The 18,577-nt window shown below is 50.3% G+C and carries 11 protein-coding genes; all 11 read left to right on the forward strand.

Annotated features, from left to right (window positions below; genetic code table 11):
- The 11 genes from A8708_RS29925 (at position 1) to A8708_RS29975 (ending at position 18,526) form a co-directional block, all read left to right on the forward strand.
- Positions 1–882, forward strand: a complete 882-nt coding sequence (locus A8708_RS29925) for a carbohydrate ABC transporter permease (protein WP_068669896.1) — start codon at positions 1–3, stop codon at positions 880–882.
- A 123-nt stretch (positions 883–1,005) separates the two neighbouring features.
- On the forward strand, positions 1,006–2,568 hold the full coding sequence (locus A8708_RS29930; RefSeq protein ID WP_068669897.1) for an extracellular solute-binding protein: 1,563 nt from the start codon (positions 1,006–1,008) through the stop codon (positions 2,566–2,568).
- 115 nt (positions 2,569–2,683) lie between these two features.
- A complete protein-coding gene (locus A8708_RS29935) occupies positions 2,684–6,538 on the forward strand; it encodes a hypothetical protein (protein ID WP_068669899.1) in 3,855 nt (1,284 codons plus the stop codon).
- A gap of 171 nt (positions 6,539–6,709) precedes the next feature.
- The gene (locus A8708_RS29940; protein WP_068669900.1) at positions 6,710–7,486 is read left to right on the forward strand and encodes a response regulator transcription factor; all 777 of its coding nucleotides are present in this window, start codon (positions 6,710–6,712) and stop codon (positions 7,484–7,486) included.
- A gap of 65 nt (positions 7,487–7,551) precedes the next feature.
- Complete coding sequence (locus A8708_RS29945) at positions 7,552–7,824, forward strand: acyl carrier protein (protein WP_068669902.1); 273 nt, start codon at positions 7,552–7,554, stop codon at positions 7,822–7,824.
- Positions 7,821–8,825, forward strand: a complete 1,005-nt coding sequence (locus A8708_RS29950; protein ID WP_068669904.1) for a BtrH N-terminal domain-containing protein — start codon at positions 7,821–7,823, stop codon at positions 8,823–8,825. Before A8708_RS29945 ends, A8708_RS29950 begins: the two co-directional genes overlap by 4 nt.
- A gap of 167 nt (positions 8,826–8,992) precedes the next feature.
- Entirely contained in the window at positions 8,993–10,360 is a 1,368-nt protein-coding gene (locus A8708_RS29955; RefSeq protein ID WP_068669906.1) for a glycoside hydrolase family 140 protein, read from the forward strand.
- A 117-nt stretch (positions 10,361–10,477) separates the two neighbouring features.
- Complete coding sequence (locus A8708_RS29960) at positions 10,478–11,131, forward strand: SGNH/GDSL hydrolase family protein (protein ID WP_068669909.1); 654 nt, start codon at positions 10,478–10,480, stop codon at positions 11,129–11,131.
- A gap of 148 nt (positions 11,132–11,279) precedes the next feature.
- Positions 11,280–13,328 carry a beta-galactosidase gene (locus tag A8708_RS29965; protein ID WP_068669911.1) on the forward strand — a complete coding sequence of 683 codons (2,049 nt, stop codon included), beginning with the start codon at positions 11,280–11,282 and terminating at the stop codon, positions 13,326–13,328.
- Positions 13,329–13,401: 73 nt separating this feature from the next.
- Complete coding sequence (locus A8708_RS29970; RefSeq protein ID WP_239696903.1) at positions 13,402–15,795, forward strand: glycoside hydrolase family 95 protein; 2,394 nt, start codon at positions 13,402–13,404, stop codon at positions 15,793–15,795.
- Between the two features lie 133 nt (positions 15,796–15,928).
- On the forward strand, positions 15,929–18,526 hold the full coding sequence (locus A8708_RS29975; protein WP_068669915.1) for a glycoside hydrolase family 78 protein: 2,598 nt from the start codon (positions 15,929–15,931) through the stop codon (positions 18,524–18,526).
- The last annotated feature ends 51 nt before the right edge of the window (positions 18,527–18,577 follow it).

The following is an 18,577-nucleotide window of genomic DNA, read 5'->3' on the forward strand; positions in this document are numbered from 1 at the left end:
ATGCATCGCAGAACGATCGAAGATCGCATTGTTGACACTGTAAATATTAGTTTGCTTGTCATCATTGCGCTGGTTACGATGTACCCCTTTTACTATTTAATTATTATTTCGTTCAATAACGGGCTTGACACCACGCTGGGCGGCATCTATTTTTGGCCAAGGGATTTTACCTTCAACAATTATGAGAAGTTTCTCAGCGACCCGAAGTGGATTAAGTCTTTTGGGGTCTCCGTGATAAGGACAGGTATCGGAGCGGCCGTCACGATCTTTTTTACGTGTTTGACAGCGTATGGTCTGGCGTATCGTAATCTGGTGTTTCAGAAGTTCTACTTTTCATTTTTTATCATTGCCATGTACACCTCGGGCGGACTTATCCCCTATTACGTTGTACTGCGCAGCATAGGATTACTCAATACATTTTGGGTTTATATTGTTCCGGGTGCAGTGACAATCTTCTTCCTCATTATTGCGGTCTCATTCTTCCGTGAGATACCTGCGGAGATGGAGGAATCGGCGCGAATAGATGGGGCTTCGGATTTAACTATTTTTTTGAAAATAATCCTACCCGTCTCCAAACCGCTGATTGCTGCAATGGGATTGTTTATAGGCGTAGGCCAATGGAACTCATGGATGGATTCGGCCTATTTTGTCAATAAGGATTCGCTCCGGCCATTAACCTACCGTATGATGGAAGTTATCAATCAGGGGATGATTCCAACGGATATGGCTTCTGCGGATTACGCTGCGGCCGTTACGGGTGTGACAACCTTTTCGATACAGGTGACAGCCATGGTTATCGCAGTTATACCGATCCTGCTTGTCTATCCTTTTTTACAAAAGTACTTTGTACAAGGAATTATGATCGGTTCTGTAAAGGGTTAAGCAGCATCCGTTTGATCTCTAGTGTATGACGTTGGTGGCGCGCGGAATAAAACCACAAATAAAAAAGAGGTTTTATTCCGTTTTACATATAATTTAAGGTAGAGATAAAAAGGAGGCAATTCAATGAAGAAGGTTTTTAAATCGACAGGGTTGATAGCGCTTGCAGGGATGATGTTACTTACAGCCTGTTCAAGCGCCAACAGTGGCAACAGTACGGAAACTAGCAATGCGAGTACCGCACCAGCTGCCACGCAAGAAGCTAAGAAAGCTGACCAAAAACCTGTAGAGCTTACGGTGTTCGTCAATATGCCATGGTGGTCACTGAAAGACTGGAGTGGCAAGGTTCCGGAAGAAATTACTAAGAAAACCGGAATTAAGCTGAACGTTCAGGTTGCTACGGACGATAAACAGCTTCCGCTTCTGATCGCTTCAGGGGATTTACCTGATTTGGTATATACAGCTACTGATCTGACGCGCATGGCCGTCAGTAATGTATCCTATCCATTGGGGGACTTAATCAAGAAGTATGCGCCGGATTTCAAAATTAGTAAAGAACGTATGGGCGTCAACACGATGCCAGACGGCAACTTCTATACGATACGAAATGCATACTCTACGGAGCAAGAGTGGAAAGAAAATCCAAAAGCAATACCAGGTACGAGCGGTTTGACTTTCCGTCAAGATATTATGGAGAAAATTGGCAATCCCCCACTGAATAACTTGGATGATCTCACCGCGGTTCTGGGCAAAGTGAAAGCTCAGTTTCCGGATATGACGCCGCTCGTGTGGGATAAAGATCAAATCGGTCAAAATCTACGTATCAACTTCGGATTGAAGAAAGCCAAAGGCTTCGTGGACATAGACGGTGCTGCGAAATACTACTTGAAAGATAAAAACTATTTGAATTACTACCTGTACATGAACAATCTGTACCGCAAAGGATATATGACGGCTGAGAACTTCACCTTTAAAGACGCTCAGCAAGATGATCAATTGGTATTAAACGGTAAAGCTTTTGCCCATGGCCACGGTAATGCGGATGCGACCAACGCGCAATTGGAAAAACTTGGGGCAGCATTCAAAATGACGCAAGTGACGAAACTGCTTAGCGACCAAGCGGGTGTTCCGATGGGTGGATCCGGCTGGGCAGGCATGTATATTACGAAAAAGAACAAAAACCCAGAAGCTTCAATTAAATTCTTGCAGTTCATGTACAGTGAAGAAGGACAAAAGCTTGGACTTTACGGTATTAAGGGCGAAGATTGGGAATATAACGAAGCAGAGAAATATCCGGTTATGAAATATGATTTCAACAACGCTGAAATTCAAAAGAAAATGGGTGTTGTTTGGTGGGGTCTGATTGGCAGCAGCGGCGTTAACGAAGCACTACAACGTTATAGCCCGACTTCTCAAATGACGAAATGGGGCCTTGCTAATAGGGACGCTCTTAAGTTCAACCCTGCACTGGGTCTAGTTGCTACAGAACCAGATACAGAAGAGCAAGTGATTGAGGCTCAAATCACAAACATGGTGACGACAGAGGAATTGAAAATCTATTTGTCTGCTTCAGAAGCAGAAGCCAAAGCGAATTACGAAGCGATGATGAAAAAGGCCGAAGGTATGGGACTGGCGAAGTTGGAAGATTGGGCTACGAAGAAGTATAAAGAATATCAGAAAAACTTTTAATCGTATCTTGATGTAAACGCTACAAAAGTGAATGCTTGCCGATATGGCCGAAATGCGCACGCATTTCGGCCATTGAGTCGAGTCATTTATTTTTAAATTTTAGGAGGATCCTCACATGAATTACAAGAATCTGCGCGAGAGCTTTGCTTCACCGGATCCGGATTTCGGTCCAGTGCCTTTCTGGTGGTGGAGTGCGGAGGAAGTAACACCGGAACGCATTCGATGGCAATTACAGAAATTCCGTAGCGGAGGCTTGCGCAATATCGGCATTATTAATATTGCGCCGACGGGTCCTCAATATGGAAGCGTTGCCGACGATCCGCCATACTTTAGCGAGCGCTGGTGGTCTATGTTCGAAGTGGCTCTGCGTGAAGCACAAAGACTGGGTATGCGCATTTTCTTCTACGACCAAATTGGTTTTTCGGGAACCAATTTCCCAGCTCATCTTGTCGCAGAGCATCCGGAATGGGCCGGTTACCAGCTGCGGAGACTTGCGCACGGTGAGGAGCTGACTGAAGGCGCAGTGTTGCTAACTGAAATCGGCGGCTACCGTTACATCACGGTTAGGCAAGGATTTAATTGGCTCGACAAGAGCGCGACAGAGCAATTATATGATCGGATTTACGGCGAGTTTGAACGGCGTTTTCCGAATGAGCTAGGCCGGACAATTGGCGGCAGCTTTCAGGATGAGCTTCCATCGATGCCGTTATGGACGGATAGCCTTCCCAAGCTGTATGACCAGCGGTATGGAGAGGACTTGATTGCCGCATTGCCGGCACTGTTTGAGGACATGGAAGGGGCTTCGCTTATACGCAGGCGAGTTTACGAACTAGCGACCGAGCTGGCGGAGGAAGCGGTATTCAAATTGCAATATGAGTGGCACAAGCGCCATAATATGCTGCAGTGCTGCGACCAGGCCGGACCTGCTCGTCGCGCCGATCTGCACGGTGCGCAACGGCTTTATCTGGATTATATGCGCACGCATCGCTGGTATAATGCAGCTGGTAGCGATATGGACGGCGAGATCAAGCCACATGCTTCGATGGTTCATTTGCATGGAGGCAAACGCGTGTTTCTGGAGTCTTTCCATACGAGCGGTTGGGGCGGAACGATGGAGGAGACGATGCACTGGTTGGTGCCTTGGCTGCAGTCTGGTGTGACGCTTTACAGTCCTCACTCGGTCTATTACAGTACGCGTGGCGGATGGTGGGAGTGGGCACCACCCGACACGGGATGGCGTCAGCCGTATTATGAGCATTACGGCGTGTTTGCCGACACGGTCAGCCGTGCGTGCTGGTTGTTAACGCAAGGAACGCATGTTGCCGACGTTGCGGTTCATTATCCTTCGCACGCGGCATGCGGCTGGATGTCGCTGTCAGACGGAGGGCCACTCCAGCATCCAATGGCCGTCGCCAATATGATGCCGCATAAGCGGATCGCGCATGTTCAAGAGGTTTACCAATCGCTGACGGGCCGTTGGAATCGCAAAGAGCGAAATCAACCGGGTGCGCTTCGCTCCGCATGCATCGACTTTGATGTGACGGACGATTCCGCATTGGAGATTGCAAAGGTGTCGGATGGCAAGCTCCGAATTGGCGACGAATCGTTCTCAGCACTTTTGCTATGCGGGACAACTCTGATGGATGATGCTGCCTTGGCGAAGGTGGAAGATTGGGTTGCAACCGGTGGGTTGGTTATTGCTGTACAGTGTGGAGAGGATGATCCCGTGCTGGAGGGAGCTATCTATGTCAGCTCCACCCAAGAAGCGTTGGAAATACTTAAATCGAAATCACTGGGTCGCGTAAAAGGGCCGAATATGCCGTTGATGCGCAGGACAGAGGACGCTGATATATTCCTTCTGCTGCCGGAAGCGGGAGAGCTGCTGCCGATGCACGAACCATCAAGTGAGGGGGCACGGCCTCTGCAGAGCGCGCGCTATCGTCTGCGCACTGCAGGCTATCCGCAGCTGTGGGATCCGGTGAGTGGGCAGGTATCCCCCATTTCCTATAGCAGGGACGGTGAATGGGTTGAGCTGGAAGTGGAGTTCGACGACTGGCCAGCTGCATTCGTCGTATGCCCATGGGATCATAAGGAGGCTGAAGTGTTCAGCCAATCCACGCCCCCATCGGACAGATTGGCGCAGCCGGCGGAAGTACCCGCACTTCCTGCAGAGCAGTGCCCGATGGCGGAACTGCATAACTGGGAGGTACTCGCAGTGTCCACGCTGGATAATCGTTATGGGGATTTTGATTTACATGGCGGGCAAACGGCTTTTGCGCCGATCGAGCGCCGTGAGCTGCTTGTCGCGTGCGAGGAGAGCGAAGCAGACGGTATAGCAGCTAACTGGCATGTGAGTAACTTTGACGATTCGGTCTGGAAGAAGCGACTATGGAGCGAGGCTGCTTACTGGGAAGCATCTCGGGATCAGAGCTTTGATGAAAGCAGCATATGGCGGGTCGTCTACAGCAATACGCTGGGAGATCTGTCGTTCCGAACATGGGCGGGACGTATGGGCCGAGTTCCCCGTAAGTTTTTAAATTTGGGCATGGCGGATCTTGGCAATAAGATATGGGCGAGAACGCATGTCGTAACGCCCAAGGCCGGGACGTATTGGCTGCGCACGGAGAGTAATGCGGCAATAGCCCTATGGGTGAATGGAGAACGGATCACATTCAGAGGCGGTCCTGAAGAGCAAACTTCTGCTGTGAACCTGAAGCACGGAGCTAATTCGCTGCTGCTGTGTGCGGAGGCTTTGGCCAATGGATTGATCCGTACAGGGGTTACCTTATGTGAGGAAGAACAAGAGCCGCTGCCGAAGTGGATTTATTCGCCAACCCCTAATCCGAAAACGCGGTTGTCGTACACGATTTCTGAGAAGGGGAAAGGTGCTATCAGTCGCGTACGAGTCATTTTCTGTGCGAAGGAACGCGTTGCGCTCTATGTGAACGGCAAGCAAATGTCTGAGCATGGCGATTTCAATCCTTATATCCGACAGGGTCAAGAAGAGATTGATCTGACGCAGTATTGGCATGGCGGCGATAATATCATCGAGCTTGTCATGCCAGAGGGCCAAGGTGTGGCCATGGTAGACGGCGTGATCGAGCGTGTGGATGGAAGCAACCAAATGTTCTGCACGGGGCCATTGTGGTTGAATGAACAGGGACAGTTCTCCGAAGTTCTACATGAAGCCGTGCTACAGTTTGCGGAGACGGAGACGATGTGGCTTCCAGGCCGCACCCATCCTTTGCCGAATGTCGGCTGGCTGATGCCGGATGCCAAACCGACGTCTCAGCCATTGCCATTCGTCCGCGACACATCTCAGCTTGGGAAAGCGATCTGGCTACGCTTCCTACTCCCGGCGGGCGCCACGGCGCTTCAAGTTATCTGCGCTGGAGCGTGTGAATGTTGGATAGACGGCGAGCAGAAAGCAATACGTGACAGCCAAGCGCGGTTCGAAGCGCAATTGGCCGGTACAATGGCTGCACTTCGCATCGTGCCAAGTGATATGAGTACAGAGACGGACGTGCTTCTCGCTCCGATTCGGTTCGAGGTTGCGAAGGTGCAAGGCCAACTCGGCGATTGGAGATCTGCACTGTGTCTGCCCCATCATAGTGGCGTAGTTGAATACGAGTCGATGCTCGAATGGCATGAGGGCAATAACGCGGTACTAGAGCTGGGGCATGTTCGCGGCACGGCGGAGATATGGCTGAATGGCAAACCGCTCGGTGTACGCGCATGGGGCCCCTATCGATTTAAGCTTGATTGCGGCCCGGGAACGCATCATCTGCGTATTCGAGTGACGAACACGTTGGGTACCCATTATGAAATCGGCCGCCCGTCAAGTAATGTCGGTGGATCAACGAATCCGAAAGTGTCGTACTGGCAGCCAGATTCAATGCCTGAGCATTGGGAAAAGGCGTTTGCGGCCGGCGGCCTGTATGGTCCCGTTCGCCTGTACACCGACAAATAACCAATTGATCATATTGCTTAAATTTTAAGCAGAATGCTAAAATTAAATAGATAGAATAAAATTCCAATAATGGGTACAGCGGAATCGAACCAAATCGATCCGAATCGATCCGTATGTACAGCTAATGCTTACGAAGCCAGTTTTCTTACGAAAACTTTGAGGAGGGATAGCATGCTTAACTTGATGATCGTAGATGACGAGCCCTTTATGTTAAAGGGGCTAATTAATATCATTGAGAAAGGGCAAACACCATGCTCGCGGATTGTCAGTGCGTATGATGGATTTGATGCGCTTGAAAAGCTGGAGAGTTTCCGTCCCGATTTGCTTATTACGGATATTCAGATGCCGGAGATGAACGGACTAGAACTGATACGAAAAGTGCGTGAGCGCGGCCTATGCGATCGCTTCATCATTCTGACTGGATACGATGATCCCGCCTATCTGCACCAAGCCATACGCTGTAGAGTGATTGATTATCTGTTGAAGCCGATTAATAAGGCAGAGCTTTATGATGTGATGACGAATCTGTCGCTCGAGCTGCTGGAAAGTGAAGATGAGGTTAACTCTCATGCCTCATCAGACTGGGAAGAAACGGTCCCGGGCGTTGACTACGATCAAATGTCCAAAAACGTCAAAAAAATTATCCGTCATATCGAGACACATTATAGGGAAAATATTTCACTCGATCAAATTGCCGAGCATGTATACTTGCATCCCAATTATATCTCCTCGCTCTTTCGTAAAGAGACTGGGCTGACGCTGATCAATTACTTACATCTGTACCGCATTAAGAAGGCGAAGTTACTGATGCTGGGCGATTCGATGGATTCCTTACACCGTATATCCGAGCAAGTTGGCTACGAGAGCGTCCGACACTTCTTCAGCGTTTTCAAAAAATATTGCGGTCTTACACCGAGCGAATATCGGCAGCATTACAAAATGCAATAGTCCTTACAAATGCATTTACTGGCGTTGCACTATGGCGTTGTTACCGAGACGAGAAGGAGGGTGAAATGACTGTGGATTCACTATATACCAATTATGATGCGATTAAGGATAAACTGGCGGATGTCTTGAAACTGGATCAGGAGACGGTACTTGGATTAAGTGAGGATGAAGATCTGCGAAACTATGGTTTAGGTTCTCTTGCTGCCGTGGAACTCGTTGTAGCCTTGGAACTGATGTTTAATATCTTGATCGAAGAGGAAGATATGCTGATCGAGAATCTGTGCACGCTGAACCAAATCGCGACACTTGTTCGACGTCTAGAGGAGGAGCAAGCTTGAATGTATGTATTGAAGATATTCAGGTAAAAAAAGGCTATGACTGTATATTCGCGAACATGCAGGAGGCACTTCGTGTTTCGGGGAGTAATCTGACGGAGGCGGCGCTATTCTTTCTGTGCGGCGGCATGAATACTCCTTATCTTGGGGACCCAAAGACGTTCTGGTTTGAAAGGATGGAGCAAATTACGACGCCATTCGTACAGATTCAAACGCAATTTTCCTTCCATAACACCTCACAGGAATACCCTGTGAATCTTGTGAACGACTGCATCGACAGTTTGGCACAAGGATATCCTGTGTTGTTATCAGTACGAACCCGATGTTTGAGTTATCACAGGGCTTATACAGAGAATGCAGCCCGCGGTCATATTGTTACGCTTTATGGATTGGACGTCGAGCGCAATGAGGCCTATGTAGTTGACCCTCATTTGCGCGACAAATCTGGCTGCATCCATACGTACCAAGGACCAGTCGCATTGGATGAGTTGGAAAAAGGCTGTACGTGCATCACCTTTTACCGCCCGATTTCCGACAATCGGACGACACCCAATGCGGTGGTAACGCGTGCTTATATGGACCATATCGCTTCGTTCCTGGATTGGGACAGAGCACTTGAAACAGGGGGGATCAACGCTGTCAGACATGTGATCTCGGATTTGGCGGAGTGGGTTACCATGAGTAAAGAGGAACTGCAGGAGTCCTGTGAGGAAGTGTATTACGGCTTGCGTGTTGGTTGCATTCTGAGCCATATCGAATTTATACAGATGTATGCGGAGGAAGCAGGTCTTGTGCTTCGTCCCGGCTATCACGAAGCGATGTTCCTGCTTGAGCAGATTTATAAGGAATGGAAGATGTTTTTATTGATGTTATACAAAATCGGTGTTCAAGGGCGCTCTGAACGCATGAAAGAGCTCTCCGTAAGTGGTCTGAAACTGCTGGACAAATATGCCGAGGCGTTGGGCGGATATTTGCGATGGCTAGGGAACCAGGTAGAGAGATAGTCAGTTTATTTTAAATAAGCGAGCTTGAGCGTAATTGCGCATCAGGCTCTTCATGCATGCCATTTTTCAACTTTATGCGGGGTTTGTGAATGATCATTCGGCGCTGCTTGCGCAATATTTCTGAGACACACGCATTGCATTTGCAGTTTTAATAGGAGGTAATTGAAATGAATAATCATAAATCTTGGGATAACGGAAGACTCGTTGTTTCGGAAACCGGACGCTTTTTGCAGCATGCTGACGGTACTCCGTTTTTTTGGCTGGGCGATACGGCATGGCTAATCTTAAAGCGGACGACGAGGGATCAGGCGCTAATTTATTTGCGTGACCGGAAAAACAAAGGCTACAACGTCATCCAGATCATGCTTGTGCATGATCTGAATTCTGCGAACGCGTACGGGAGAGTGCCGTTCCGGGATCTTGATTTGGACCAGCCCGATGCAGAGCTTTCTACATCTTTTACAAGTTATTGGTCCTATGCGGATGAGGTGATCGATATGGCCGAGCGTGAAGGGCTGTATGTTGCGCTTGTCCCTGTATGGGGCAGTGTTGTTGAGTATTATTCTCCCAATGCCGAGGCAACGGAGCGTTACGGCGAATGGGTTGGTAATCGCTACAAGGATCGTCCTAACGTGATCTGGCTGAATGGAGGCGATATCCGTGGCAACGATCATAAGGATGTATGGCTCCATATGGGCCGCGCGATACGGAAGGCTGCTCCAGATCACCTGATGACGTTCCATCCGTACGGACGGACACAGTCCTCGACGTGGTTCCATAACGAGGATTGGCTCGACTTTAATATGTTTCAGTCGGGGCATCGCAGCTATGACCAGATGGATGAGGCCAATCCCGACACGTTAGTCGGTGAAGACAACTGGCGATTTGTGAAAAAGGATTGGGCAGAAGTACCAGCGAAGCCGACGATAGATGGCGAGCCGTCTTATGAGGGAATTCCGCATGGCTTGCATAACCTGGAAGCGCCAAGATGGACGGCTGACGACGTGAGGCGTTATGCCTATTGGGCCGTGTTCGCAGGCGCATTCGGACACACATACGGGCACAATGCGGTCATGCAGTTTCATACAGAGGAGCGGGGAGTCGGCGCATACGGCTGCACGCGGAGTTGGATCGATGCGCTTAATGATGACGGCGCGAAGCAGATGGTCCATTTGAAGCAACTGTTCCTCTCAAGACCGTATGAGGAGCGGATGCCTAACGAAACGGCGATTTGCGGCGATCCGGGTTACCGATACGATCGCTTATTCGTGAGCTTGGGTAAAAGCTATTTGATGGCGTACACCTATACGGGCCGATCGATCACCTTGCGTCTTGGTCAATTCTCCGGCAAGCGGGCCGCGGTTTGGTGGTTCAATCCTCGAACAGGAGAGAGTGATTCCGCTGGTGTGGTTGACAACGAGGGAACGCGAGAGTTCGTTCCGCAAGCGGTAAGCGCACCTGGAAACGACTGGGTGCTGGTGCTTGACGATGTCGATCAAGGATATGCGGCGCCAGGCCTCCCTCTTTCACGCTAATTCTGTGCATCACGTATTAGTCTCAAATTATTCATTAAAGTCAACAGGACGAATAGCTCATGATTACGGATTTGAATTATTAATTTTAGAGAAGAATTTAGAGAGGCGCTGAAGCATATGACGCAATGCAAGACGATTCTGTTCCAAGGCGATTCCATCACTGACGGTGGCAGGGGACGCAACGGTGATCTTAACCATGTACTAGGACATGGCTATGCTTACATTATAGCCAGCAAGCTGGGGCATGAACTGGCCGAGAAGCAGCCCTTGTTTATCAATCGGGGTGTCAGCGGAGACCGCGTTTTCGATCTGTACGCCAGGTGGAACGAGGATGCCATAAGTCTCCGGCCCGATGTGATAAGCATCCTGGTCGGAGTCAATGACGCTGGGCGGATCATCAACGGAGAACACGGTGGTGCAACGGACCGGTTCGAGAGAGCTTATCGACATCTGATGGAGGAGACGTCTGAAGTGCTTCCGGGAGCAGGTATCGTGCTGTGCGAACCATTTATACTCAAAGTTCCTCCAGTCTCGGATAGATGGGAAATCTGGCAGGAACGGATCGTGCGCTATCAAGATATCGTAAGGAAGCTTGCAGACGAATTCGGAGCCGTCTTCGTTCCACTGCAGTCCACTATTAATGAGGCATGCATGTTGGCAGAACCGTCCTACTGGATGTGGGATGGCGTTCACCCGACGGCGGCGGGACACGGTTTGATCGCTAAACAATGGCTATCTGTCGTTCAACAAAGCGGTCTTCGCATTCAATGAAGGTTATCTGTGCAAAATCTAAAGCAAATTGATTAATAATGAACGCTGTATTGCTGCCATTCTGCGATTACAATTAAAGGAAAAGATAGCGCTTACCAAATATGTAATAGCACTAATTATTCTTTGAAGCCAAGGGGACGAATCGCTAATGTTTATGGAGAACTTACCGAAAATCATGTACGGAGGAGACTATAACCCGGAACAATGGCCACGCGAAATCTGGGATGAGGATATGCGGCTGTTCCAGATCGGCGGCGTTGATATTGTCACGCTCAATGTTTTCTCGTGGGCACTTAATCAGCCAGATGAGAACACATATCGTTTCGACTGGCTGGACGAGATGATGGATAAGCTTCATACACAGGGGATTAAGGTTTGCCTAGGTACATCGACTGCGGCACATCCTGCATGGATGGCGACGCGATATCCCGATGTCACGATCGTCGAGTTTGACGGCCGCAAGCGCAAGTTCGGACGACGGCATAATTCCTGTCCGAACAGCCCGACATTCCGGCTGTATTCGGAGCGTATGGCGCGAAAACTTGCAGAGCATTACAAAGATCACCCAGCATTGCTGTTGTGGCATGTGAATAATGAATACGGTTTGAGATGTTATTGCGACAACTGCGAGAAGGCATTTCGCGTATGGCTGCGCGACCGATACGGCACGCTTGAGGAGCTGAATCGCGCTTGGTATACCCGATTCTGGGGCCATACATTCTATGACTGGAACGAAATTGTGCTGCCAAGCTCACTCAGTGAACACCTTAGTTTGATCAATCCGGATGAAACCGCCTTCCAAGGCATTTCGCTCGACTATGACCGCTTTAACTCGGATGCATTTCTTGCCTGTTACAAGCTGGAACGGGATGCGATCAAGGCTGTAAGTCCGGATGCGGTAGTGACGACGAACTTTCAAAGCAATGGCACGTACAAGCCGCTTGATTATTTTAAATGGGCGAAGGAACTGGATGTCATTGCGCTTGATATGTATCCGGCAGATGATATGACACCAAGCCAGATGGCGATGCGCTACGATTTGATGCGAGGATTGAAAGGCGGAGCCCCGTTCATACTGATGGAATCGTGTCCGACCCAGCTTAACTGGCGTCCCCGCAATGCAGTGAAGCGTCCTGGCGTGAACCGTCTTTGGAGTTATCATGCCGTCGCTCGCGGTGCGGACGCGGTTATGTACTTCCAACTGCGACGTTCGCTTGGCGCTTTCGAAAAGTTCCACGGGGCCATGATCGATCATGCCGGCCATGAGAATACCAGAGTCTTCAGGGAATGTGCCAAGATCGGCAGCGAGCTTCAGCAGCTCGGCGATACTTTGGTAGGATCGCGCTCTGATGCGCGGGCGGCGATCGTGTTCGACTGGGATAACTGGTGGGCCATCGAGCATTCCAGCGGGCTTACCGTGGATCTACGCTATGTCAAGGAAATAGAGAAATATTATGACGCCTTCTACAGCCGGAATCTTCAAGTCGATTTCATTAGCGTGGACATGGATCTGGCTGATTATCAGATTGTGGTCGCACCGGTGATGTATTTGCTTCATCCGGGCTATGCCACACGATTGGAGCAGTTCGTGGAACAGGGCGGTACGCTGGTTACAACGACATTTAGCGGCATCGTTGGAGAGAGTGATCTGGTTACGCCTGGCGGCTACCCAGGTGAGCTTCGCGAGCTGCTTGGGATATGGGTGGAGGAGATCGACGCGCCTATGGAACATCAGCGAAATCGCGTCGTCATGACATCGCAGCTTGGCAAGTTGGAAGGCTCGTACGATTGCGGCGTGCTGTGTGACGTGATTCATGTCGAGGGTGCAGAGACGTTTGCTGTATTCGAACGTGACTTCTATCAAGGATTCCCTGCACTCACGCGTAACCGACGCGGATCAGGAGAGGCATGGTACGTAGCGACTTCGCCGGAGCCATCCATGCTGAGCGGACTAATTGGGCATTTATGTGAAACACGAGGTATACAACCCTTGTTGGATACGCCTTCCGGTGTGGAGGCGTCCGTCCGTGTCAAAGACGGAAGTGATTTTCTGTTCTTGCTCAATCATAACGAGGTAGTGGCGGAGGTTCAGCTAGGTGCAGGCACCTATGTTGATTTGTTAAGTGGCACTTCGCATGAGGGCAAGCTGCAAATGGGAGCGTTGGATGTGCGGATTTTGGCAGTCGTTCAAGTGTAAAGCATGAAGTGTTAGATCATATACAACTATAGGGGGAGCTGAACCAATGAGAGACAATACAGGCGGCAATCATATGAAACTGTGGTACCGCCAGCCGGCTGAAGAATGGGTCGAGGCGCTGCCTGTCGGCAACGGCCGCTTGGGCGGCATGGTCTACGGCGGTATCAAAGGTGAGCAGATTGCGCTTAACGAGGAAACGCTGTGGTCAGGTACGAAGCGGGGGGGAGAGCGCGAGGAGCCGTTGCGTCATTTGGATGAGAGCCGCAGGCTCATCTTCGCAGGCCGCTACAGCGATGCTCAAGCGGTGATTGAAGCACATATGCTGGGACCGGCGGGCAATGCGTTTCAGGCGATGGGCGATTTGGAAATCGTCATGAGCCATTCTTCCTCAGTGGAAGATTACCGGCGTGAACTTGACCTACGCACCGGATTGTGCCGGACCGACTATGTGTCTAACGGTGTGGGCATAAAGAGGGAAATATTCGTGTCAGCAGTCGATCAGGTGATGGTGGTGCGGCTTGAAGCCGACCGTTCGGGGGCAATCGAGTTGGAGGCGGCGCTCACCAGCCGGCTTAATTACGGTGTGAAAAAATGTGGTATCGATCGCATCATCCTTACTGGCGCAGCGCCAAGTCTGCTGGATCACGAGAAAGAGCTGTCGGAAGATACTGTCGTCTATGAGGAAAATCAAGGCATCCAGTTTCAGGTTCATCTACAGGCGATTCTTGATGGCGGAATTGTCGAGACGCATGGCGGAAGACTAGTCGTGAAGGGAGCGGATGCCGTAACGCTGTTGCTGACAGCAGCGACCAGCTTTAACGGTTTCGATCGCGATCCCGCGCTCGAAGGGTTGGATCCGCGCCCGCGTTGCGACGCATGGCTGAACGAAGCGGCGAAGCTGAGCTACGCCGAACTGCGTGAACGCCATATCTCGGACATCACGCTGTACTTCGATCGCGTGAAACTGGAGCTGGACGCGCCAAGCCGTGAGGACATCCCGACCGATGAACGGATCGCAGCCGTACTGGCTGGTCAAGCAGATGAGCGGCTTACTGAGCTATTCTTTCAGTTCGGCCGCTACCTGATGATTAGTGCTTCGCGTCCAGGAACACAGCCGACAACGCTGCAAGGCATCTGGAACAACATGACGAAGCCGCCATGGTCTTGCAACTATACGACGAATATTAATACGCAGATGAACTATTGGCCGGCTGAGGTGTGCAATCTCGCGGAGTTCCATGAACCGTTATTCGAATTGCTTGAAGATTTACGAATTGCCGGAGCGCGGATGGCAAAGGCGTATTACAACTGTCGGGGCTGGGCTTCGCACCATAACGTCGATCTGTGGCGCAATACGACGCCTTCCCCAGGCTCAGCCAGCTGGGCGTACTGGCCGATGGGCGGCGTATGGCTGTGCCAGCATTTGTGGGAACATTACGCTTACGGCCTCGATCAGGACTTCCTAAGAAACAAGGCGTATCCAATTATGAAGGAAGCGGCACAGTTCTGTCTCGATTACTTGGTGGAAGATGAGGAAGGCAATCTCGTCTCCGTGCCATCGACCTCACCGGAGAATACATTCATTGCTCCTGATGGCCAACGCTCTGCGGTTAGTATGAGCTCGACGATGGACATCGCACTTATGCGAGAGCTGTTCACGAACTGTATCGAAGCTGCGCGTGTTTTGGAAATGGATGCGGCGTTCAGTCAATCCTTGCAGGAAGCGCTGGAGCGGCTGCTTCCGCTGCGGATCGGTCAGCACGGCCAATTGCAGGAATGGTTTCGCGACTTCGATGAAGCGGAGCCGGGCCATCGTCATACCGCTCACCTGTATCCGTTGCATCCGGGCAATCAAATTACGGTTCGCGGTACGCCTGAATTGGCTAAGGCCGCCCGTGTCAGCCTAGATCGCCGTCGCATACACGAAGGGGAGGATACGATCGGCTGGTGCTATTCATGGAATATTAGCATGTACGCACGTTTGGAGGATGCGGAGACCGCACATTCGTATTTGACGAAACTGCTTGGCAATCCATTTCCAAACCTATTCAATGCGCACCGCCATCCGAAAATCACCTTCTATCCGCTCACAATCGAAGCCAACTTCGCCGCTTCGGCAGGCATCGCCGAGCTGCTCATGCAAAGCCATGCTGGCGAATTACATTTGCTGCCTGCGCTTCCGAAGGCTTGGCCATCCGGCCGGATAAGCGGCATCCGCGCACGCGGTGGCTACGAGCTCGATCTAGACTGGGCAGATGGGAAGCTGCGTAGTGCAGCTATCCGAGCTACACAGTCTGGTCGCTGCCAAGTGCGCACAGCAGTGCCAATTGCGGTTGAAGCCGCAGATTGGGAGCAGGTCGAAGATGGGGTGATCGCTTTCACGGCCGAAGCTGGCCGAAGCTACACAATCACGGCAGACGTTGCACACATGATTGCCAAAGGGTCATCCACGCAAAAGAAGTCGTAAAGTCGCTGCTATTGATAGGGGATGACATAAAAGTTTGCCAATGATCCGGCACTTTTGCCTAGGTAGTTGTTGGCATTCTTTTTATTTTCCAGAAAGAGAAAGTAAAGATACCGTAGTTGGAGGTTATCGAACCATGATACGAGTCGCAAGTTGTAAAACCGAATATACACATAACCCCATTGGCCTTGATGTCCGTAAACCCCGGCTGTTTTGGCAATTGGACGCTGCATACAGCGGTGCGGTGCAGAGCGCCTATCAAATTAGGGTTGCTACTTCTCCTGATAAGTTTGCGCATGACCAAGCCGACATGTGGGATAGTGGAAAAGTTAGCACAAACGCTTCAACCCACGTGGAATATGGGGGTAAACCGCTTCAATCAGAAGGCGCGTACTATTGGCAGGTTCGTGTCTGGGACGGTGAGGATGAGCGATCGGATTGGAGCGAGACAGCATACTGGATGATGGGGATTTTATCACGAGGTGAATGGAAGGCGAAGTGGATCGGGCGCAAGTCCGAGGATGGACTGCTCATGCAGCCATCCCCCTATTTTAGAAAACAGTTTGAAGTTAAAAAAAAGGTGCGAAGGGCTATTGCTTATGCGACAGCATTAGGTGTTTATGAGTTGAATCTGAATGGTGAGCGGATCGGTGATCGATTTGCGCCAGGATGGACGGATTATAATGTCCGCGTACAGGTTCAAGCTGTAGATCTGACAGATCAAATCAAGGTGGGCGAAAATGTTTTTGGCGTTATTTTGGGAGATGGTTGGTATGCCGGAACCGTTGGTTTTCTCGGAGATAAGGTATATGGGGAAAGACCCTTTTTCCTCATGCAGGTGAGCATAGATTACGAAGATGGAACCGTGGATAGGATCATAACGGATCATTCATGGGCTACGAATAGAGGACCTATTCAATATTCCGATATGATCAAAGGGGAAACGTACGATGCAAGAGAGGAATTAATCGGATGGCATGAGGTTGGCTACGATGATTCGTCTTGGGAAATGCCAGATGTTCGCGCCGGGTATAACGGGCTGCTTGTGGCAGCCATAGAACCGCCAATCCGCATAACACAAACGATAAGAGCGATCAGCATGAACAAGACAGCAGCAGGCACCTATATCTATGATATGGGGCAGAATATGGTCGGTTGGACCTCAGTGAAGGTGCAAGGTGAACGTGGAATAGCGGTGACGTTAAGTCATGCCGAAATGTTGAATCCCGACGGCAGTTTATATATAGAGAACTTGCGCGAAGCTTGCCAGCAAAATCATTACATTTTGAATGGAAATGGTCTAGAGAGCTATGAGCCTCACTTTACGTTCCACGGCTTTCGTTATGTGGAGCTGATTGGATATCCCGGAGAGGCCAATCTGGATACGATTGAAGGCAAGGTTGTCCATTCCGATACGCCTGTGACGGGGAAGCTGGAGACATCGGATCCGATGGTGAACCAGCTTTATTCCAACATTACATGGGGGCAGCGAGGCAACTTCTTATCGGTGCCGACGGATTGTCCGCAACGGGATGAGCGGTTAGGTTGGACGGGGGACGCGCAAATTTTTGCCCGTACCGCAGCTTACAATATGGATGTATCCCGCTTTTTCAGTAAATATGTGTGGGATATGGTGGATTGTCAGCAGCCTTCAGGTGCCTTCACAGATGTGGCCCCGGATGCAGGTTGGATTCGCTATAAGAACTGGAGTACAAGGCTGAATTGGTTCGCGCCTGACAACTCCGGTTGGGGTGATGCCGGCGTCATTATTCCATGGACGATCTATTTAATGTATGGCGATATACGAATTCTTGAAACACATTACGAGGCGATGGTCAAATGGGTGAACTATTTAACTAACACGACCGATGAGCTGGTACGACCGGGTTATGCAAATTATGCCGACTGGCTATCGATTGGTGCTGACACGCCGAACGAAGTGTTGGCTACCGCTTACTTTGCTTACAGTACGAAATTGCTTGCGCAAATCGCAGGCGTATTGGGGAAAACCGAGGACGCGAACCAGTACCAGGTGTTATTTGACGATATCGCAAAAGCTTTCCGTAAAGCTTTTGTTGCGGAAGATGGCCGCATTCACGGCCATACACAAACGGTTTATGTGTTAGCGCTACAATTCGGAATCTTAACGGAAAACCAGTCTAAACAAGCGCTTGAGCATCTAGTAACGGATATCCAAGGGCGCGGGAACCGATTGTCGACGGGCTTTCTCGGCGTAGGCTACTTATTGCCAGCGCTAACGGACAACGGCAGTCTGGACGTCGCATATAACTTGCTTCAGCAAGAAGCGTTTCCATCTTGGATGTATTCGATTAAGCACGGCGCAACCACGATCTGGGAACGCTGGGATGGGTGGACGGAGGATCAGGGCTTCCAGACCCCTACGATGAATTCATTCAATCATTACTCCCTCGGCTCCGTTGGTGAGTGGATGTTCCGATATATGGCCGGTATTGAAGCGGATCCTGAGCAGCCTGGTTTTCAGCATGTGATCATTAGACCGAAGCCTGGCGGGAACTTAAACTGGGTCAAGGCAAGCTATGAGTCGTTGTACGGGTGCATTAAGGTGGAGTGGCAACTCTCGGCTGAAGGAAACTTCCGTTTACATGTCGATGTACCTGCCAATACGACAGCAACGATCCATATGCCTGATCAAACAGCGTCGTCACAAAGGATCGGATCAGGAAGTTATGTGTTCGAAAGTTCAACCAAATAATAATGAGGTCGCGCAAAAGGTCGACTACGAGGCTCGACCTGGCGGATCTAC

This window comes from Paenibacillus oryzisoli (assembly GCF_001653565.1).
Lineage (GTDB): Bacteria > Bacillota > Bacilli > Paenibacillales > NBRC-103111 > Paenibacillus_E > Paenibacillus_E oryzisoli.

Excerpts from the sequence above, each read along its gene's own strand:
- A8708_RS29925 (WP_068669896.1), top strand. The coding sequence starts at position 1 with ATGCATCGCAGAACGATCGAAGATCGCATTGTTGACACTGTAAATATT.
- A8708_RS29930 (WP_068669897.1), top strand. The coding sequence starts at position 1,006 with ATGAAGAAGGTTTTTAAATCGACAGGGTTGATAGCGCTTGCAGGGATG.
- A8708_RS29935 (WP_068669899.1), top strand. The coding sequence starts at position 2,684 with ATGAATTACAAGAATCTGCGCGAGAGCTTTGCTTCACCGGATCCGGAT.
- A8708_RS29940 (WP_068669900.1), top strand. The coding sequence starts at position 6,710 with ATGCTTAACTTGATGATCGTAGATGACGAGCCCTTTATGTTAAAGGGG.
- A8708_RS29945 (WP_068669902.1), top strand. The coding sequence starts at position 7,552 with ATGACTGTGGATTCACTATATACCAATTATGATGCGATTAAGGATAAA.
- A8708_RS29955 (WP_068669906.1), top strand. The coding sequence starts at position 8,993 with ATGAATAATCATAAATCTTGGGATAACGGAAGACTCGTTGTTTCGGAA.
- A8708_RS29960 (WP_068669909.1), top strand. The coding sequence starts at position 10,478 with ATGACGCAATGCAAGACGATTCTGTTCCAAGGCGATTCCATCACTGAC.
- A8708_RS29965 (WP_068669911.1), top strand. The coding sequence starts at position 11,280 with ATGTTTATGGAGAACTTACCGAAAATCATGTACGGAGGAGACTATAAC.
- A8708_RS29970 (WP_239696903.1), top strand. The coding sequence starts at position 13,402 with ATGAAACTGTGGTACCGCCAGCCGGCTGAAGAATGGGTCGAGGCGCTG.
- A8708_RS29975 (WP_068669915.1), top strand. The coding sequence starts at position 15,929 with ATGATACGAGTCGCAAGTTGTAAAACCGAATATACACATAACCCCATT.